This window comes from Rhodococcus sp. 27YEA15 (assembly GCF_049739425.1).
Taxonomy (GTDB): Bacteria; Actinomycetota; Actinomycetes; order Mycobacteriales; family Mycobacteriaceae; genus Rhodococcus_F.
The window spans coordinates 4,438,785-4,455,688 of the sequence record NZ_JBMHHW010000001.1 but is presented as its reverse complement, the minus strand read 5'-3'; the positions used below and the strand labels follow the sequence as shown (position 1 = coordinate 4,455,688).

At 63.9% G+C, this 16,904-nt stretch carries 14 protein-coding genes; 9 read left to right on the top strand and 5 right to left on the bottom strand.

Annotation, left to right across the window (positions count from 1 at the left end; genetic code table 11):
* Positions 1-49: 49 nt before the first annotated feature.
* From ABH922_RS20880 to ABH922_RS20855, 6 genes are all read left to right on the top strand, one after another.
* The gene (locus ABH922_RS20880) at positions 50-1,348 is read left to right on the top strand and encodes an SWIM zinc finger family protein (RefSeq protein ID WP_424808730.1); all 1,299 of its coding nucleotides are present in this window, start codon (positions 50-52) and stop codon (positions 1,346-1,348) included.
* Complete coding sequence (locus ABH922_RS20875; RefSeq protein ID WP_424808729.1) at positions 1,345-2,829, top strand: DUF5691 domain-containing protein; 1,485 nt, start codon at positions 1,345-1,347, stop codon at positions 2,827-2,829. Before ABH922_RS20880 ends, ABH922_RS20875 begins: the two co-directional genes overlap by 4 nt.
* Positions 2,826-3,950, top strand: a complete 1,125-nt coding sequence (locus ABH922_RS20870; RefSeq protein WP_424808728.1) for an ATP-binding protein — start codon at positions 2,826-2,828, stop codon at positions 3,948-3,950. The genes ABH922_RS20875 and ABH922_RS20870 overlap by 4 nt, the downstream gene beginning before the upstream one ends.
* A complete protein-coding gene (locus ABH922_RS20865; RefSeq protein WP_424808727.1) occupies positions 3,929-6,148 on the top strand; it encodes a DUF5682 family protein in 2,220 nt (739 codons plus the stop codon). The genes ABH922_RS20870 and ABH922_RS20865 overlap by 22 nt, the downstream gene beginning before the upstream one ends.
* 32 nt (positions 6,149-6,180) lie before the next feature.
* The gene (locus tag ABH922_RS20860; RefSeq protein WP_424809746.1) at positions 6,181-7,305 is read left to right on the top strand and encodes a VWA domain-containing protein; all 1,125 of its coding nucleotides are present in this window, start codon (positions 6,181-6,183) and stop codon (positions 7,303-7,305) included.
* 299 nt (positions 7,306-7,604) lie between these two features.
* Positions 7,605-9,923, top strand: coding sequence for a putative bifunctional diguanylate cyclase/phosphodiesterase (locus ABH922_RS20855; RefSeq protein WP_424808726.1), 2,319 nt, complete (start codon positions 7,605-7,607; stop codon positions 9,921-9,923).
* Positions 9,924-9,969: 46 nt separating this feature from the next.
* Here the strand turns inward: ABH922_RS20855 and ABH922_RS20850 are convergent, their stop codons facing one another.
* The 5 genes from ABH922_RS20850 to ABH922_RS20830 form a co-directional block, all read right to left on the bottom strand.
* Positions 9,970-10,776, bottom strand: a complete 807-nt coding sequence (locus ABH922_RS20850) for an alpha/beta fold hydrolase (RefSeq protein WP_424808725.1) — start codon at positions 10,774-10,776, stop codon at positions 9,970-9,972.
* Positions 10,777-10,837: 61 nt separating this feature from the next.
* Complete coding sequence (gene paaI / locus ABH922_RS20845; RefSeq protein ID WP_424809745.1) at positions 10,838-11,206, bottom strand: hydroxyphenylacetyl-CoA thioesterase PaaI; 369 nt, start codon at positions 11,204-11,206, stop codon at positions 10,838-10,840.
* A 46-nt stretch (positions 11,207-11,252) separates the two neighbouring features.
* A complete protein-coding gene (locus ABH922_RS20840; RefSeq protein WP_424808724.1) occupies positions 11,253-11,564 on the bottom strand; it encodes an EthD family reductase in 312 nt (103 codons plus the stop codon).
* Positions 11,565-11,569: 5 nt separating this feature from the next.
* Positions 11,570-13,612, bottom strand: coding sequence for a phenylacetic acid degradation bifunctional protein PaaZ (gene paaZ / locus ABH922_RS20835; protein ID WP_424808723.1), 2,043 nt, complete (start codon positions 13,610-13,612; stop codon positions 11,570-11,572).
* 89 nt (positions 13,613-13,701) lie between these two features.
* Positions 13,702-14,313 (bottom strand): TetR/AcrR family transcriptional regulator, encoded by a 612-nt coding sequence (locus ABH922_RS20830; RefSeq protein ID WP_424808722.1) that lies wholly within the window; start codon positions 14,311-14,313, stop codon positions 13,702-13,704.
* A 108-nt stretch (positions 14,314-14,421) separates the two neighbouring features.
* Here ABH922_RS20830 and ABH922_RS20825 point away from each other — a divergent pair, with 108 nt between their 5' ends.
* Genes ABH922_RS20825 through ABH922_RS20815 form a run of 3 tightly spaced genes read left to right on the top strand, consistent with a single transcriptional unit; the run spans position 14,422 to position 16,824 of the window.
* Complete coding sequence (locus ABH922_RS20825) at positions 14,422-15,153, top strand: enoyl-CoA hydratase/isomerase family protein (protein WP_424808721.1); 732 nt, start codon at positions 14,422-14,424, stop codon at positions 15,151-15,153.
* A complete protein-coding gene (locus ABH922_RS20820) occupies positions 15,150-16,007 on the top strand; it encodes a 3-hydroxyacyl-CoA dehydrogenase family protein (RefSeq protein WP_424808720.1) in 858 nt (285 codons plus the stop codon). The genes ABH922_RS20825 and ABH922_RS20820 overlap by 4 nt, the downstream gene beginning before the upstream one ends.
* A gap of 31 nt (positions 16,008-16,038) precedes the next feature.
* Positions 16,039-16,824 (top strand): enoyl-CoA hydratase/isomerase family protein, encoded by a 786-nt coding sequence (locus tag ABH922_RS20815; protein WP_424808719.1) that lies wholly within the window; start codon positions 16,039-16,041, stop codon positions 16,822-16,824.
* Positions 16,825-16,904 lie beyond the last annotated feature (80 nt).

Here is a 16,904-nt window from a genome sequence, read left to right as displayed (position 1 = left end):
TGTCCTGGCCCGGTGCCCCATTGTCTGTGGGGTGCCTTACGGTGTTCGAGTGACTTCACCGTGGACCGCTGGGCAGGTGGCGTCGGTCGCCTCCGACACCGCCTCGCTGGTTGCTGCACGAAAACTTGTCGCCTCGTGGACGCTTACCGGATGCAACGGCGTCGCATTGTGGGGGCTGTGTCAGGGTAGCGGGTCCAAGCCGTACCAGGCGGTGGTGGATTTGACCGGGCCTGCATACAAGTGTTCGTGCCCCAGCCGCAAATTTCCGTGCAAGCACGCGTTGGGGCTGCTGGTCGAATGGTCCGAAGGGCGAGTGCCGGATGCCGCCGACCCGATCGATTTTGCCTCTCAATGGCTGCTGAGCAGACAAGAGAAGCCAGAGCGAGCCACCGAGAGGGCAGTTGCGCTCACGAAGCCTGCGTCCGATTCAGCTACTGCGCAGAAGCGTGCGGAGCGAGTTGCGAGCGGACTCGTCGAACTGGATCTGTGGATCACCGATCAGATTCGCGGTGGCCTGGCGTCGATGGACACGTCCTGGACGAGCTTCGATGCGATCGCCGGCCGTATGGTCGATGCGCAGGTACCGGGCGCAGCGACGGCACTGCGAGCATTGGCCGCCGTCGTGGCATCCACCGAGAATTGGCCACAGCGGGTACTGGACGAGTTCTCCAGGCTTCATCTCCTGATCGTCGCCCATCAACGGTTGGACGAATTGCCGGGGAGTCTTCAGGATTCGGTGCGATCTCACCTCGGATACCCGGTCTCGACCGACAGCGTCATGGAGTCGGCGCCGGTTCGGGAGCGCTGGATGGTGCTGAGCTCCTCGACCTCTGAAGACAACCGCTTGTTCACCCGTATCGTGTGGCTGCTCGGGCGGAACACCGGTCGGTGGGCTCAGTTGCTCGATTTTTCCCACGGATCGGCCAATTTCTCCGGTACGACGCCACCGGTCGGCTTTCTGATCGACGCGGAACTCCACTTCTATCCAGGTGCGGCACCGCTGCGCGCGAGGATGGGGACCACTTTCGGGGAGCCGGAACCGTTCACGACCATGCCGGTGGGCGGCATCGACACTGCACTGCAGAACTACACCGATGCGCTTGCCGCTGATCCGTGGTTGCGGTCGTGGCCGGCTGTGATCGGTGCGGTCGTTCCGTCCGTCGACTCGGGCAACTGGTTCTTCGTGGACGGTGAGGGTGCGGCGATCGCCGCGGCGGGAGATCCTGAGGTGATGTGGACGTTGTCGGCTGTTTCGGGCGGCCACCCCGTCACTGTGTGTGGAACCTGGAATGCAGTGGCCTACACCCCGGTGTCGGTGTTCACCGGAGGTCGGGTGATCATGCTGTGAGCTCGTTGCTGTCAGCGGCACTGCTGGGAACTTCGCGCACTGCGCCCGCGTTCGACTCGTTGCCGCCGGAGATTCGCGACGCTGTGGGCACACTCGGCGACGATCCCGCGCGGACGTTACTCGCTGCCGCTGCGTTGGAACGCGCTTACCGACGCGGTGGCGCAGTTGCGGTCACCGCTGACGTACCCCCACCGGCACCGGAAGACCCCAGGCCGACGCTTCCGCAGTCGTCGGCAGCGCACTTGCTGTCCTTGCTCGCCGCAAAAGCGACGCTGCTCGACGACTGGTTCGTTCTCGCCCTCGAACGTGATTTTCGCGCCCCCGATCATCTTGTCGCCGAACTACTTTCCCACGCTCACAAGAGTGAGCAACATCGTGAGAGCATTCTGCACATCGTCGGTGAACGAGGACGTTGGCTCGCCGCTCGCAATCCGGAGTGGAAGAAACTTGTTCGCCACAAGAATTCGGACGTGGACCTCTGGCGTCACGGAACACCGCAAGAGCGTGTCCAGTGGCTCAGAGACACCCGACGAATCGATCCGGCAGCCGCGCTGTCCGAACTCGAACAGTCGTGGGATTCCGAGCGAGGCGAACACAAAGTCGCATTCGTTACCGCGCTGTCGATCGGTTCGAGCCCGGCCGACGCGTCTCTGCTGGAGCGGGCACTCGACGACAAGCGAAAAGACGTACGACGCGAAGCCGCGGTGTTGTCCAGCCGGATTCCCAGCTCGCCGCTCGCCGAGCGAATGGCGCAAAGGGTCCTCTCGTGGGTGCGGGTGGAACGTAAGCTGCTCCGGTCCAAGCTGGTAATTCAGCCACCGGAGGAGATCGACGCGTCGGCGCGTAGAGACGGCATCGAGGATCGGCCGAATCCGCAGACCGACTACCGGGTGGAGTATGTCAGGCAGGCTATCTCGTGCGCACCGTTAGCATTGTGGGACAGTGTGATCGGCGATTCTCGAAAGGTTCTGGCTACCGCCGTCGACCCGGACTGGGAGCCGGTACTGCACGACGCGTGGACCTCGGCCGCGTTGGCGCAACGCAATTCGGAGTGGGCGCTCGCTATCTTGCACACCAGAGGTCTGTCCACCGATCGGCGTCTCCTCCGGCTGGTGCCGTCCCAGGAGTTGGCGACACTGCTCCGCTCCGGAAACGGCGACGCCAACGTGCTCAATCCTGATCGGGCCGCAGTCTACGAAGCCTTGCCGGGTCCGTGGCCCGAGGACATCACGCGTGCGGTGTTGGGGCAATGGGAGCGAGCCGGAGCTCGCCGCGCCGACGGTGGATCCAAGGCGGGCGAGTTCTCCCGTCACCGATATGCGGCCTCGTTACGCTTGGCGGAGAACAGGTTCCCGTACACCGCAGTGTCTCTGCTCGACAAAGCCGCCGAACGCGCCCGCGACCCTGACTGGCAGCAGGCCTTCGTCAGAACCGCACACGCCATCACCTACCGCAGAACTCTGCTCGAGGAGCTCAAGTGACTGACAGTGTTATCACCCCGTCCCCTCGATCCACGGAGCCGGAGAAGCTGATCCGCCCGCACGCCGAGCAGGAATATGCTCGCGAGTTGGCGACACTGGCGGCCACCGATACACGGCCGCGTCCGCCGTCGTGGAATCTGTCGCCTTGGGCGGTGGTCACTTACCTCCTCGGCGGCACTCTCGACGACGGAACGGTGATTTCACCGAAGTACGTGGGGCCTCGTCGACTGATGGAAGTTGCGGTGGCGACACTCGCGACCGACCGCGCCCTGCTACTGCTGGGAGTGCCGGGAACTGCAAAAACGTGGGTGTCCGAACATCTTTCGGCGGCAATCTCCGGCGCGTCGACGCTGCTCGTCCAGGGGACGTCCGGCACTCCGGAAGAAGCCATTCGTTACGGCTGGAACTACGCGCGACTTCTCGCCGAGGGCCCGTCCGACGGTGCATTGGTGCCGTCTCCGGTCATGACGGCGATGCGGACCGGAAAGATTGCCCGAGTGGAGGAATTGACGCGTATCCCGGCCGACGTCCAGGACGCGCTGATCACGATTCTCTCCGAGAAGACCTTACCGGTACCAGAACTCGGGACAGAAGTGCAGGCCGCCAAGGGGTTCAACCTGATCGCCACTGCGAACGATCGTGACCGGGGGGTCAACGACCTGTCGTCGGCGTTACGTCGACGCTTCAACACCGTGGTGCTGCCACTGCCTGCAAGTGAAGAGGACGAGGTGTCCATCGTGGCACGTCGGGTGCAGCAGTTGGGTGCTGCGCTGGAGCTGCCCGCGGTGCCTGCGGCGGCCGAGGAAATTCGTCGAGTGGTCACCGTGTTCCGTGAACTACGGTCCGGTGCCACCACGGACGGTCGCACCAAGATCAAGTCGCCGTCCGGCACCCTGTCGACGGCTGAGGCAATCTCGGTGGTGACCAACGGTTTGGCGCTCTCGGTTCATTTCGGTGACGGTGTGCTCAGGGCATCCGACGTCGCTGCCGGAATCCTGGGTTCGGTGATCAAGGATCCGGTTGCGGACCGAGTGGTGTGGAACGAGTACCTCGAAGCAGTGGTACGTGAGCGCGGCGAGTGGTCCGACTTCTATCGGGCGTGCCGCGAGGTCACCGGGTGACCGTCACGGCCACCGGGCAGCAGGTGCGTGTGTTCGGGATTCGACATCACGGTCCGGGATCTGCGCGTGCGGTTCGGCATGCACTCGAGGATTTCGCCCCCGATGTAGTCCTCATCGAAGGCCCCTCGGACGCAGATCCGCTGGTGATGTTGGCAGCCTCGGAGGCCATGGAGCCGCCGGTGGCCCTGCTTGCCTATGCCACGGGTGAGCCGTCCACGGCGGCATTCTGGCCGTTCGCAGTGTTCTCACCCGAATGGCAGGCATTGACTTGGGCTGCGAGCAACGGTGCGCAGGCCCGATTTTGTGATCTACCGGCGTTCAACGTGTTGGCCGGCGAGGCTACCCAGACCGCCCGGGACGGTGATCCTTTGGCTCGGCTGGCGGCGGCGGCCGGTCACGACGATACCGAGCGCTGGTGGGATTCCGTTATCGAATCAGGTTCCGACACAGGTTCTTCCGGATCGGATTCGTTCGAGGCGATTGCCGAGGCAATGGCAGCGCTGCGTGAGTCGGTACCGATCGACGAGGAGACGGCACACCGCGAGGCGTACATGCGTCAGGTGCTGCGAAGGACACTCAAGGGTGGCGCGCAGCGAGTGGCCGTGGTCTGCGGTGCGTGGCATGCCCCGGCGTTGGTCGGCCGCCTGGGGCCGGCCACGGCTGATGCACGCATCCTCAAGGGAATGGCCAAGGTCAAGACGTCGTTGACGTGGGTGCCGTGGACACATTCGAGGTTGGCGTCCGCGTCCGGCTATGGAGCGGGGATCACCTCACCAGGCTGGTATCACCACCTGTTCACGGCGCCCGACGAGATGATCACTCGGTGGCTCACCAAAGTTGCCCGCGTGCTGCGTTCCGAAGATCTGCCGATCTCGAGTGCACACGTCATCGAAGCGGTGCGGCTGGCAGATACCTTGGCCGCGATACGGTCGCGTCCGTTGGCGGGCCTGTCGGAGGTCACGGAAGCGACGCGGTCGGTGATGTGCGATGGCAACGACGTCCTGCTCGATCTGGTCACGCGCCGGTTGGTCGTCGGCGAGGCGTTGGGCGCCGTACCGGAGGAGACGCCGACTGTGCCGTTGGACGCCGATTTGCGAGCGCGGGCAAAGACGTTGCGGCTCAAACAACAAGCCGGAGCAAAAAATCTGGATCTGGATCTACGGCGAACCATCGACGTCGAGCGGTCGCACTTTCTGCATCGTCTGGCAGTACTCGGGATCGATTGGGCGGTGCCGGTGGACAGTGACGTACGTTCCACCGGTACGTTCCGCGAAACGTGGTCGCTGCAATGGAAACCCGAGTGCGCGGTCTCGGTGATCGAGGCATCCCTGTGGGGCACCACGGTGGCAGTTGCGGCAGCGATGAAAATCGGTTCGACCGTGCGTCAGCCTGGAATTGGTCTCGCCGAGTTGATCGAACTGTTGGAGCGCTCGCTGCTTGCGGACCTACCCGAAGCGCTGACGGATGTTCTTGCCGCCATCAGCTCTGTTGCGGCCCTCGACAACGACGTCGCTCACTTGATGGTGGCACTTCCGGCGTTGACCAGGACTTTGCGCTACGGGGACGTGCGGGGGACCGACTTGCCGGCTCTGACAGAGGTGGGGGACGGACTGTTGATCCGTATCTGTACCGGTCTCGGTATCGCGGTAACCGGGCTGGGCGACGACGGTGCCGAGGAATTCCGAGAACTTCTCGACAAGGTACACGCGGCAGTCATGACCCGCGACGATGTGGCCGCGAGCGCGCGGTGGCTGAATGCGTTGTCCGGTTTGATCGATCGCGGCGACGTGAACGGGATACTTGTCGGACGAATGGTGAGGTTGTTGCGTGACGCCGGGGTGATACCGGAAGTCGAAGCGGCCGAGCGATTGTCCCGCGCATTGTCGATCGGAAGCACGCCGGTCGACAAAGCCGGGTGGGTCGACGGTTTTATCGGCGGTGGGGGGCTTGTTCTGATCCATGATCGTCAATTGCTGACGTTGATCGACGATTGGGTACGCCGGCTGCGGGAGCAGGATTTCATCGACACCCTCCCTTTGTTGCGGCGTACGTTCGGAGCTTTCGAGCCGGGTGAACGCCGGGCGATAGGTCAGGCGGTACGTGGTGGTCGGGGTACTGGGCGGCAAGTCGAGACCGACGTGATCCGGGGCCGAGCGGCGATGACGGTCGTCGCGGACATTCTGGGGGTGAGCGGGTGAGCGACGAGCAACGATTGCGGCGATGGCGTCTGATGCTGGGTGGTTCGGCCGAGGAATCGACGGGCACGCCGGCGTTGCCGGGCGATACCCGAATGGATGCGGCTCTTGCAGCGCTCTACGACTCGTCCGGCCGTGGAAAATCGAAGCGACGCTCCGCAGGTCTCGGAGCGTCGGCGCCGACTGTCGCTCGATGGTTGGGCGACATCCGAACCTATTTTCCGAGTTCGGTGGTCCAGGTGATGCAGAAAGACGCGATCGATCGTCTCGGGTTGGCGCAACTGCTTCTCGAGCCGGAGTTACTCGACGCGGTGGAGCCGGACGTCCACCTGGTGGGTACGTTGCTCAGCCTCAATCGGGTGATGCCGGAGGCGAGTAGAGCGACCGCTCGAACGGTGGTGGAAAAGGTTGTCCGTGAGGTCGAGGAACGGATCGCACAAAGCACGAAGACTGCGGTGACAGGTGCACTGAACCGAGCGGCCCGCACCACGAATCCGAAGCTCCGAGATATCGACTGGAACCGCACTATTCAGGCAAATCTATCGCACTATCTGCCTGAATATCGAACTGTGGTGCCGGAGCGACTCGTTGGTTACGGTAGGAAATCGAATGCGGTGCAGCGTGACGTGGTGTTGGCCATCGACCAATCGGGGTCGATGGCGTCCAGTGTGGTCTACGCGTCGGTGTTCGGTGCCGTTCTTGCATCGATGCGTGCGCTGAAGACTTCCCTCGTGGTCTTCGACACCGCAGTAGTCGATCTGACCGAGAAGCTGGCCGATCCGGTCGACGTACTCTTCGGTACGCAGCTCGGTGGCGGTACGGATATCAATCGAGCCATCGCCTACAGCCAGTCGCTCATCTCTCGTCCGGATCAATCCATGTTCGTGCTTGTTTCCGATCTGTACGAAGGCGGAATCCGACACGAGATGCTCAAGCGTATGGCCGCGATGAAAACCTCCGGGGTCCAAGTGGTGGTGCTGTTGGCATTGTCGGATGACGGAGTGCCGTCGTTCGATCGTGATCACGCCGCAGCATTGGGGGCTCTCGGCATTCCGGCCTTTGCATGCACCCCGGACCAGTTTCCGGACCTGTTGGCGGTGGCTCTCGAGCGAGGTGACGTAGGGGAGTGGGCGGACCGCAATACCGCAGGCCAGGGCTGAGCGCCCGAACCGGTCGTCGACCGTGGCTACTGAAGGGCTAGTAGTTCTCGGCTACGGTGTCGGTGTGCGCCACCTCCCGATATAGTCATCTTGGCGCATTTGGGCCCTTTGGTGGTTACCGTTAGCCGTGAGAAACTGACGGCGGTCGGACGCACTCGGGCGTATCGAATGTTCTGTTCGGTGACGTAGTCAGGGAGGTGCGGATTGTCTCGACACGCGGGTACGTGTTCTCCGGCGTACACCCCTGTCGAAGCCCTGACGACGAAACACCGAACCTCCCGATTCGAGGTCGCACGGTGGTGAGCGACGTACTACGGTCGGGCGATCTGCCGACCTCCTCGCGGACCGAACGGGAGCGGCTCTTTCGCCGACAGATCGACGAAGCGGCGGCTGTGGTGCCGTTCTCGAATGCCGCATACCTGCTCAGCCTCGGAGTGATTCTCTCCTACGTCGGTACATCGGCCGGGGAACCGGCAGTGTGGCTCCTCGGATTCCTGATCACGGCACTTCTCGTGAACTCCCTTCGTATCTGGATACCGTTTCGTCGGCATCGCTCCGCGCGGACGCCGCTGTTCGACTACCGCGCGTTGTTACTCGAGGTCGTGGTCCTGGCAGCTTTGGACATGGTGCTGTTCGGGTTGTTGTTCCATCACAGCGATGTGTACCGCGACCTGATATTGATCGCCACGGTGGCCGGAATCATGGGAGCGGGCACTGTCACGCTGTCGAGTGTGCGTTCGTTGGCCATGTCGTGGATCTTCGTCCACGGACTCGGACTGTTCGTCGTAGTCGTACCGATCACCGAGACACATATCCGTGTCCTTCTCGTGCAACTGACCATCTACATGTTTGCCCTGACTGTGGGGGCAATTTATCTCTCGGCATCGTTTCGGCGGCGATGCCTGGCCGAGTTCCAGGCTGAATCCGAACGCCAAACCGTGACGTTGCTCCTCGACGGGTTCGAGGGTGGCTCTCGCGACTGGCTGTGGGAGTGCGACAACGACGGCCGCTTCTCGCACGCGTCCGTGCGCCTGGCAGAGGTGGCCGGAGTGACCGTCGCCGACTTGCAGACACTTACCTTCGGTGAGCTCCTCATTCGCCTCCAGGCGCCGAGTCCTTCGCATGGCGAGTCCGATGCCGAATCCCTGCTCGACAAATTGCGGGCCGGAATTCCGTTCCGTGACGTCGTGGTCGCGGTCCGCGTCGACGGTGAACGTTGCTGGTGGTCACTGTCGGGCAATCCTCGAACCCTGGACGACGGCACGACACTGGGATGGCGTGGAGTCGGATCCGACATCACCGAGCAGTACGTCCACGAGCAGGAGATTCTGCGGCTCGCCGGCACCGACACGTTGACCGGATTGCCGAACCGGCGGGCATTCTCCACTGCATTGGCGGAGGCGATCAGAGGGCGCGACGCCGGGGCAATGGTTTGTGTCGGAATTCTCGATCTGGACAACTTCAAGTCGATCAACGACACCCTGGGACACCCGGTAGGCGATCAACTGTTGATCGAGGTGACGGCACGTTTGCGAAAGGTCTTCGGATCCGACCTGTGCGCGCGTATGGGTGGAGACGAGTTCGGGTTGATCGTCAAGGTGATGCCGGGCGGCGAACCTGATCCGGTGTTCGACCGGTATCTCGACGCGCTACACGAACCGTTCTTCGTGACAGGAAATCGAATCGAAGTGCGGGCGACAATCGGCTGGGCGTTCGCGCCGGACGATGCCTCCGATGCCGACGCAGTGGTGATGGCAGCGGATCTGGCACTGTACGAAGCGAAGGCCACCGGGCGAAACCGGGTAGGCCGGTTCTCACCCGAGTTACGCGAACGCGCGTCGATCCGGGCCGCAGCGTTGCAGGAATTGGACCAGGGCATCGAAAAGGGGCAGTTCGAGCTTTACTATCAACCGCAGATGGACATGGCCACCGGGGCGGTCGTCGCGTTCGAGGCGCTGCTGCGATGGAATCATCCGGAGCGCGGTTTGATCGGCCCGAGCGAGTTCATCTCGGTGGCAGAGGAAACCGGGATGATCATTCCCCTCGGCGCGCAGGCGATGGCCCTGGCGAGTGCGGCCGCTGTCCGCTGGCCGGCCGGGATCGGTGTGACGGTGAACGTCTCGCCGGTTCAGTTGGCGTCGCGAGAATTCAGCGAGATGGTGCGAGACGCGCTCACTCGGTCAGGGCTCGATGCCCGATCGCTGCAATTGGAGATCACCGAGACCGGTGTCGTGGACGATCATGCGATATTCGAATTGGATCGCTTGCGTGAACTGGGAGTGACCGTCGCTCTGGACGACTTCGGTACCGGGTACTCGTCGTTTGCAACCTTGCAGCGACTGCCGATCGACGTGCTCAAGATCGATCGCCTGTTGGTGGCCGGTTCCGACGATCCGCAGATGTCGGTGGTGAAGTCGATGGTCGAACTGGCTGCTGCCCTCGGAATGCGTTCTCTGGCCGAGGGTGTCGAGACACCCGAGCAGTTGCGCAGGGTACGTGCGGCCGGGTGTGAACTGGTGCAGGGATATCACATCAGCCGCCCGATGAGTCGGGAGCGGGTGGCGGCATACCTGGCATCCGAGCAGGACCGCGGGGAAGCTGTCGGATCGTTGGCCTAGCCCGACCGAGCGGCGAGAGGCAGTGTGGACAGCACGGTAGGTCTTCTCAGCGAGCGTGTTCGACGAGGAATCGACGAAGCACCGGATTGTAGATTTCGGGGGCTTCCCAGAACGAGGCGTGTCCGGCCCCGGGGATCACGTGGTAGATCCCTTCCCACAGGTTCGCGTACGTCAACGACGCCACGTATTCGGTGTTCACGAACGGATCCTGCGCGCCGTCGATGACCGCGAGCGGCACCGAAGACGTTGCCACCAATTGCTTCTGGTCGGATTCCCGGCCCGCGGCGAACGCGTCGAACATCACTTTCCGTGCCCGCCCGTCGGTGCGGATCGCAGCATCGAGAGCGCCCTGCTCGAACGGGACGGCGGCCAGTCGTGCGAAGAGTTCGGCTTCCTGCTCGGTGATGATCTCGGTGCCGCCGACAGCGAGTCCGTCGCCTGATCGAAACGCCTCGTTCAGAGTCTCGGCGTTGGCAGGCGGGGTACCGGTGACAACCAGCCCGGTCAGGCCCGGGAACTTGGCGATCATCTCGAGGCCGATGTGCCCACCGAGTGACCAGCCGACGACGACGGCGCGGTCGATACCGAGTTGGGTCAGCACCTCGACGATCGAATCCGCATACCCGCGCTGGGTATAGGCCACCTCGGGGTCGCGTGCGTCCTGCGAGTCACCGTGCCCGAGCAGATCAAGGGCGATCATGCGGTAGTCGGTTGCCCACTCCGCATCCACCTGGTGCCGAAAGATCGTGCGGCTCGCCGAGTTGCCGTGAACGAACACGACGGGAAAGCCGTCGGTGCCGCTGTCGTCGACGGCCATGATGCCGTGGCTGGTCTCGATCTCGGTGGTGGTCATCGGGCGTCCTAGTGGTTCGTGGTGCGTGCATTGGGCACCGCACCACATTACCGCCGCCGGTTCAGGAACCGATGGTGCGGCTGTCGCCGCGGAACTCCGCAACCACGACGTCACCGCTGCGTACTGTGACGTCGTAGATTCCGGTGCGGCCCTGACGTGACTTTTCCGTCGCTGTCGCGACGAGTGTGTCACCGAGTCCGGTGCGACGAAGAAACCTGATGTCCGCGCGCGCTGCAACGGCGGCTGCGTCGTAGCCATTGCAGGCGAGCGCGAATGCGGTGTCCGCGAGCAGAAAGACGTACCCGCCGTGAGTGATTCCGTGGCCGTTCACCATCGTTTCGGTCACCGAGACGGTGACCGTTGCGCTGCCGGGCGACAATTCGGTGACGGCGATCCCGAGAGCTCTCGACGCGAGGTCTGCGTCGAACATCTCTCGGGCGGTCTGGCTCGCACTCACGGGCGGTTCCTGCTCTCGATCAGAGGAAGGACGAAACTTCCTGGGTGTACATGGTGACGGTGCCGGTCGCGAAGTTGGCCACGTCCTTTCCGGCTGCCCGCATCTCGGGCGAGGACATGCCGCTTCGCGCGGTTTCGGCATCGGCGAACACCAGGTTCGCGACGGCGTAGAAGGCCGGCTCCGTACCGTCTGTCGACGCGCATTTGCCGTAGGTGAAGTCCGAGAGCCCCGGTACTGCGCGGGCGAGCGGGATGTGAACATCGCGGTAGTACGCGTCGAAGGCGTCTGGGTCGGTGGGGCGTCCGTAACATACGGCTACCAGGTAGGACATGTCGATCAGTTCCCTTCGGTCCGGGTCTTGGCCACCAACGTCAGGACGTCGTACGTCGCAACGGATTCGTCGTCCTGATTGGTGACGACGGCATCCCAACGAACCTCACCGTAGTCGGCGCTGCTGCGCGGTGTGATGGATTTTGCGGTGAGGGTGACCGTCAGGCTGTCCTCGGCCTTGACCGGCGTGAGGAACCGCAGATTGTCGACGCCGAAATTCGCCAGCACTGGACCCGGTGCGGGGTCGACGAAGAGGCCGGCGGCGAGCGAGACGATGAGGTACCCGTGTGCGACGATCCCGCCGAACAACGGATTGGCGGCTGCGGCTGCGGGATCGGTGTGGGCGTAGAAGGTGTCGCCGGTGAACTCGGCGAAGTGGTCGATGTCGGCGCGGCTGACCAGGCGGGGTCCGCCGACGATGGTGTCGCCGATCTTCAGCTCTGCCAGGCTCTTACGGAAGGGGTGCTCGTCGCCGATGCTGCGCTGGGATCCGGTGACCCAGCGCTGACCGACCGCGGTGAGGACGTCGGGTGTTCCCTGAACGGCAGTGCGCTGCATGTGATGCAGGACACCGCGAATCCCGCCGAGCTCTTCGCCGCCGCCCGCACGTCCGGGACCACCGTGTACCAGGACGGGGAGCGGTGACCCGTGACCGGTGGATTCCTTGGCGTCCTCGCGATTGAGGACGAGAACGCGGCCGTGGAACGCGGCGAGGCCGAGTACCAGGGCGCGGGCCGTTTCGGTGTCGTTCGTGACGACCGAGGCGACGAGGCTGCCTTCGCCGCGGGCCGCCAATTCGATGGCATGATCGATGCTCTCGTAGCCGATGACAGTGCTGACGGGTCCGAATGCCTCGAGTTCGTGGACCTCGTTCGAATCGGCGTCGGCGCGTAGCAGTATCGGGGAGATGAAGGCTCCGGTAGCGGCGTCGGCGCCGACCACCTCGACGTTGTCGGGGTCGCCGAAGACGACGGTGGCCGATTTCTGCAGGCCGCGAACGGATTTGCGAACCTCGTCGAGTTGCTCGAGGCCGGCGAGTGCGCCCATCGTGACACCGTCGGCGTCGGGGTGTCCGACGACGACGCGGCCGAGGCGCTCCGATGCGGCGTCGATCACCGCGTCGACCAGTGCGAGCGGTACGAGCGCGCGCCGGATGGCGGTGCACTTCTGTCCGGCCTTGACGGTCATCTCGGTGACGAGTTGTTTGACGTACAGGTCGAATTCGGGTGTTCCGGGGAGAGCGTCGGCGCCCAGGATCGAGGCGTTGAGCGAGTCGGCTTCGGCGTTGAAGTGCACACCCTTCTCGACGACGTTCGGATGCGCGCGCAGGGTGGCGGCGGTGTCGGCGGATCCGGTGAAGGCCACCGAGTCCTGGCCGCCGAGGTGATCGAGTAGTCCGCGAGCGCTACCGGAGAGCAGCTGTACGGAACCTTCGGGCAAGAGCCCGGATTCGATGATGCGCCGGAACACCAGTTCGGTGAGATAGGCGGTGGAACTGGCGGGCTTGACGATGGACGGCACACCGGCGATGAAGGCGGGGGCCAGCTTTTCCAGGAAGCCCCACACCGGGAAGTTGAAGGCGTTGATCTGTACGGCGACGCCGCGACGCGAGGTGTAAATGTGCCGGCCGAGGAACGTGCCGCCCTTGCCGAGAACCTCGAGGTTTCCGTCGAGGTGGACGGTGGCGTCGGGAAGTTCACGTTTGGCTTTGCCGGCGTAGCTCAGGAGGGTGCCGAAGCCGCCGTCGATGTCGACGCCGGAGTCGCGCGTGGTTGCACCGGTCGAGGTGGACGCCGCGTAGAACTCGGCCTTGCCCGCCATCAGTGTGAGGGCGAGGGCTTTGAGTGCCCCGGCGCGCTCGTGGAAGGTCATCGCGGCAAGTGCGGGACCACCCACCTCGCGGGCGTAGGTCACCATCTCGCCCAGGTCGAGACCGGTCGAGGAGATTCTGGCGATCTCCGATCCGTCCAGGGCACTCGGCAGCGGGGTTCCCGCGTCCTGGGCGGCGACCCAACGGCCGGCCACGTAGCTTTCCAACAGTCTGCTCACGATATCTCCATCTCACCGTACGTTCGGTCGGTAATTACCATCGCGCGGGATCTTCGAGATGTCAAGGAATCGACTCGATCGCCTGAGGATCAGGCCTTGCGCAGTCCGTCGAACGTCACTGCTACGACGGCGTCGGCAATGTCGGCGACGGATTCACCCGATCGTGGTTTGTACCACTCGATCAGCGAGTTCACCGTGCCGAACATGAGCTTGCTGGCCAGGGCCGGCTCGATGTCCGGGCGCAGATCGCCCTCCGCTGCTGCTGCCGCGACCAGTCCGCCGACGAAATTGTCGAATTCGCGCCGACGAGCGAGAGCGGCGCGTTCGACGGTCGTGTTCCCACGCACTCGAAGCAGGAGCGTGACGTAGGGCAGTTCGGCGACCAGAACCTCGACACTTCGGCGGACCAGGTATTCGAGCCGGTCGATATACGGTCCGGTCGTGGCGCCGTCCTCGGTGGTAACCGCGAACAGCGCGTTCAGTGCCCGCGAGAGGGCGAGTTCGAGCAGTTCGGACTTGCCGGACACATGGTGGTAGATCGACGACTTGGTGATGCCGAGTTTCTTGGCGAGCACTTCCATGCTGGCGCCGTCGTAACCCTTGTCGTTGAACACCTTGACGGCCACGGCGAGCAGGGAATCGAGATCGTAGCCGGGGCGCCCGGGCAGGCCGGTGCGTCGGGTAGGGCGTGCCGTAGTCATGCAGACATCTTCTCAGTTCGGGTACCAGTACGCATCAACGTTGTCTCCACTCTTGCCAAACGACCGAATGTTCGGTTATTAATGAATGATGCACGAGAAGGAGTCAGCGTGAAAACTCTGCAAGTGGACGAGCGCGAGGACCGCGTCGTCGTCACCCTCGATCGGCCGGCGCAACGTAACGCGATCAACGCCGAGATGATCGACGAACTGCATCAGATCTGCGGCGGGCTCGAGCGGGAGCCCAAGCTGCTTCTTCTCGCCGGAACTGGCGATCACTTCGCCGGTGGCGCGGATATCGCCGAGCTCCGTCAGCGCGGTCGTGAGGACGCGCTGGCCGGAATCAATCGCACCCTGTTCGACCGGATCGGCAAACTTCCCCTGCCGACGGTTGCCGCAGTCAGCGGGTACGCACTCGGCGGCGGTGCCGAACTGACCTACGCCTGCGATATCCGTGTCGCCACCTCCACCGCCCTCTTCGGCAATCCCGAGCCCAACCTCGGCATCATGGCCGCAGCGGGCGCGAGTTACCGTCTGCAGAAACTTGTCGGCGTCTCGGTTGCCAAGCAAGTACTTCTCGGCGTCAAGAATCTCGACGCCGAAGAAGCCTTGCGAACCGGACTGGTCATCGAGGTAACCGAACCCGGTGGGCACCTGCTCGCAGCTCACAAGCTGCTCGATCGCATCTCTCGACTCTCGCCGATGGCGCTGCGACTGACGAAGATCATCGTGGACGCACCCGGATCGCACGCTTTTGCCGACGATATCGCCCAAGCCGTCTTGTTCGAGAGCCCGGACAAACACGATCGGATGACGGCCTTCCTGGAAAAGAAGAAATCATGACCGAAGCAGTAGTTCCCCAGTCCGTCGGCGTTGCCGGCGGTGGCCGTATGGGTGCCGGGATCGCCCAGGTGTTCGCCGTCCTCGGCGCACAGGTCACCATCGCCGAGAGCGGTGACGTCGAGGCCGCTCGTCGACGCGTGTCGGACGGGCTCGATCGCGCGCACGAGCGCGGAAAGCTCGGCGGCGCCGATCCGGCGGAGATCCTGGGTCGGGTGAGCGTCGTCGACGGTGTCGCGGCCCTGCCCCCAGCGCTGGATCTGATCGTCGAGGCGGTGCCGGAGATCGCGGCCCTGAAGGTGCAGGTCCTCGCGGCCGTCGAGGCTGTCGCGGATTCGGGAACAGTGATAGCCAGCAACACCAGCTCCATGTCGATCGCGGAACTCGGCGCAGCACTCACCGACCCGAGCCGCTTTATCGGCATGCACTTTTTCAATCCGGTACCGGCGTCGTTGCTGGTGGAGATCGTCCGGGCCCCGCACACCCGTCCCGACGTCGTGGATGCGGTTCGCGGCTGGGTGTCACTGCTCGGCAAGGCCGAGGTCCTGGTCAACGATTCACCCGGCTTTGCCACCAGCCGGCTCGGAGTCGGTCTCGGTCTGGAAGCGATCCGAATGCTCGAAGAAGGCGTTGCCGACGCCGAGTCGATCGACCGCGCAATGGAGTTGGGCTACCGCCACCCGATGGGTCCGCTGCGCTCGACCGATCTCGTCGGGCTCGACGTACGCCTGGCGATCGCCGAGCACCTGGCTGCCACGCTCGGTGACCGTTTCGAACCGCCTGCGCTGCTGCGTGAGAAGGTCGCGCGCGGTGAGCTCGGCCGCAAGACCGGCCAGGGATTTCACACGTGGAACTGATGCGATGCGACCCGATTCGAAAGGAACACCGATGACCGACGTGATTCGCCTGGAGATCGAGCGAGGGTTGGCGACAGTCACTCTCGGCCGACCGAAGTCCTCCAATGCACTCGACGGCGCGATGAAGAAGCAACTTCTCGACGCACTGATCCGGATTCGGGAGGATTCACAGGTTCGGGCGGTGTTGGTGCTGGCCGAGGGCAGGCACTTCTGCGTCGGTCAGGATCTGGCCGAGCATGCCGCGGCACTGAAGGCCGATCCGGCCCACGCGATGGACACGGTCGCCGACCACTACAACCCGATCGTCACCGCTCTCGCCGGGATCTCGGTTCCGGTGGTCGTGGGAATCGGCGGTGCGTGTGTCGGCGCGGGGCTCGGGATCGCGTTGGCGGCAGACATTCGGGTGGCCGGGCGCGGTGCGTCGTTCGCCACGGCCTTCACCGGTATCGGGTTGGCTAGTGATTCCGGGTTGAGCTTCGCGCTCGTGCAGGCGCTCGGTGCCAGCCGGGCGAGCGGACTGTTGCTGTTGGGCGATCGTTTCGACGCGCCGACGGCGTCGGAGTGGGGATTGGTGCACCGCGTCGTGTCGGACGAGGAGGTCGCCGAGCAGGCCACCGCGCTGGCGCGTGGCCTCGCCGACGGTCCCACGGCGGCGTATCGCGAGGTCAAGTCGTTGATCAAGGCCCAGGCCCCGGGTCTGGTTGAGGCATTGGCGGCAGAGTCCGTCTCTCAGGTGAAGCTGGGGGCGAGCACCGATCATCAGGGCGCCGTCGCCGCATTCCTGTCCAAGCAGAAGCCGGTTTTCCAGGGTTTCTGAAAGTCGTGGGTTTCTGAAAGTCGTGGGTTTCTGAAAGCTCAGGGCTTCCGAAAGATTTCCTTGTGTGCCGGAGCGCCTCG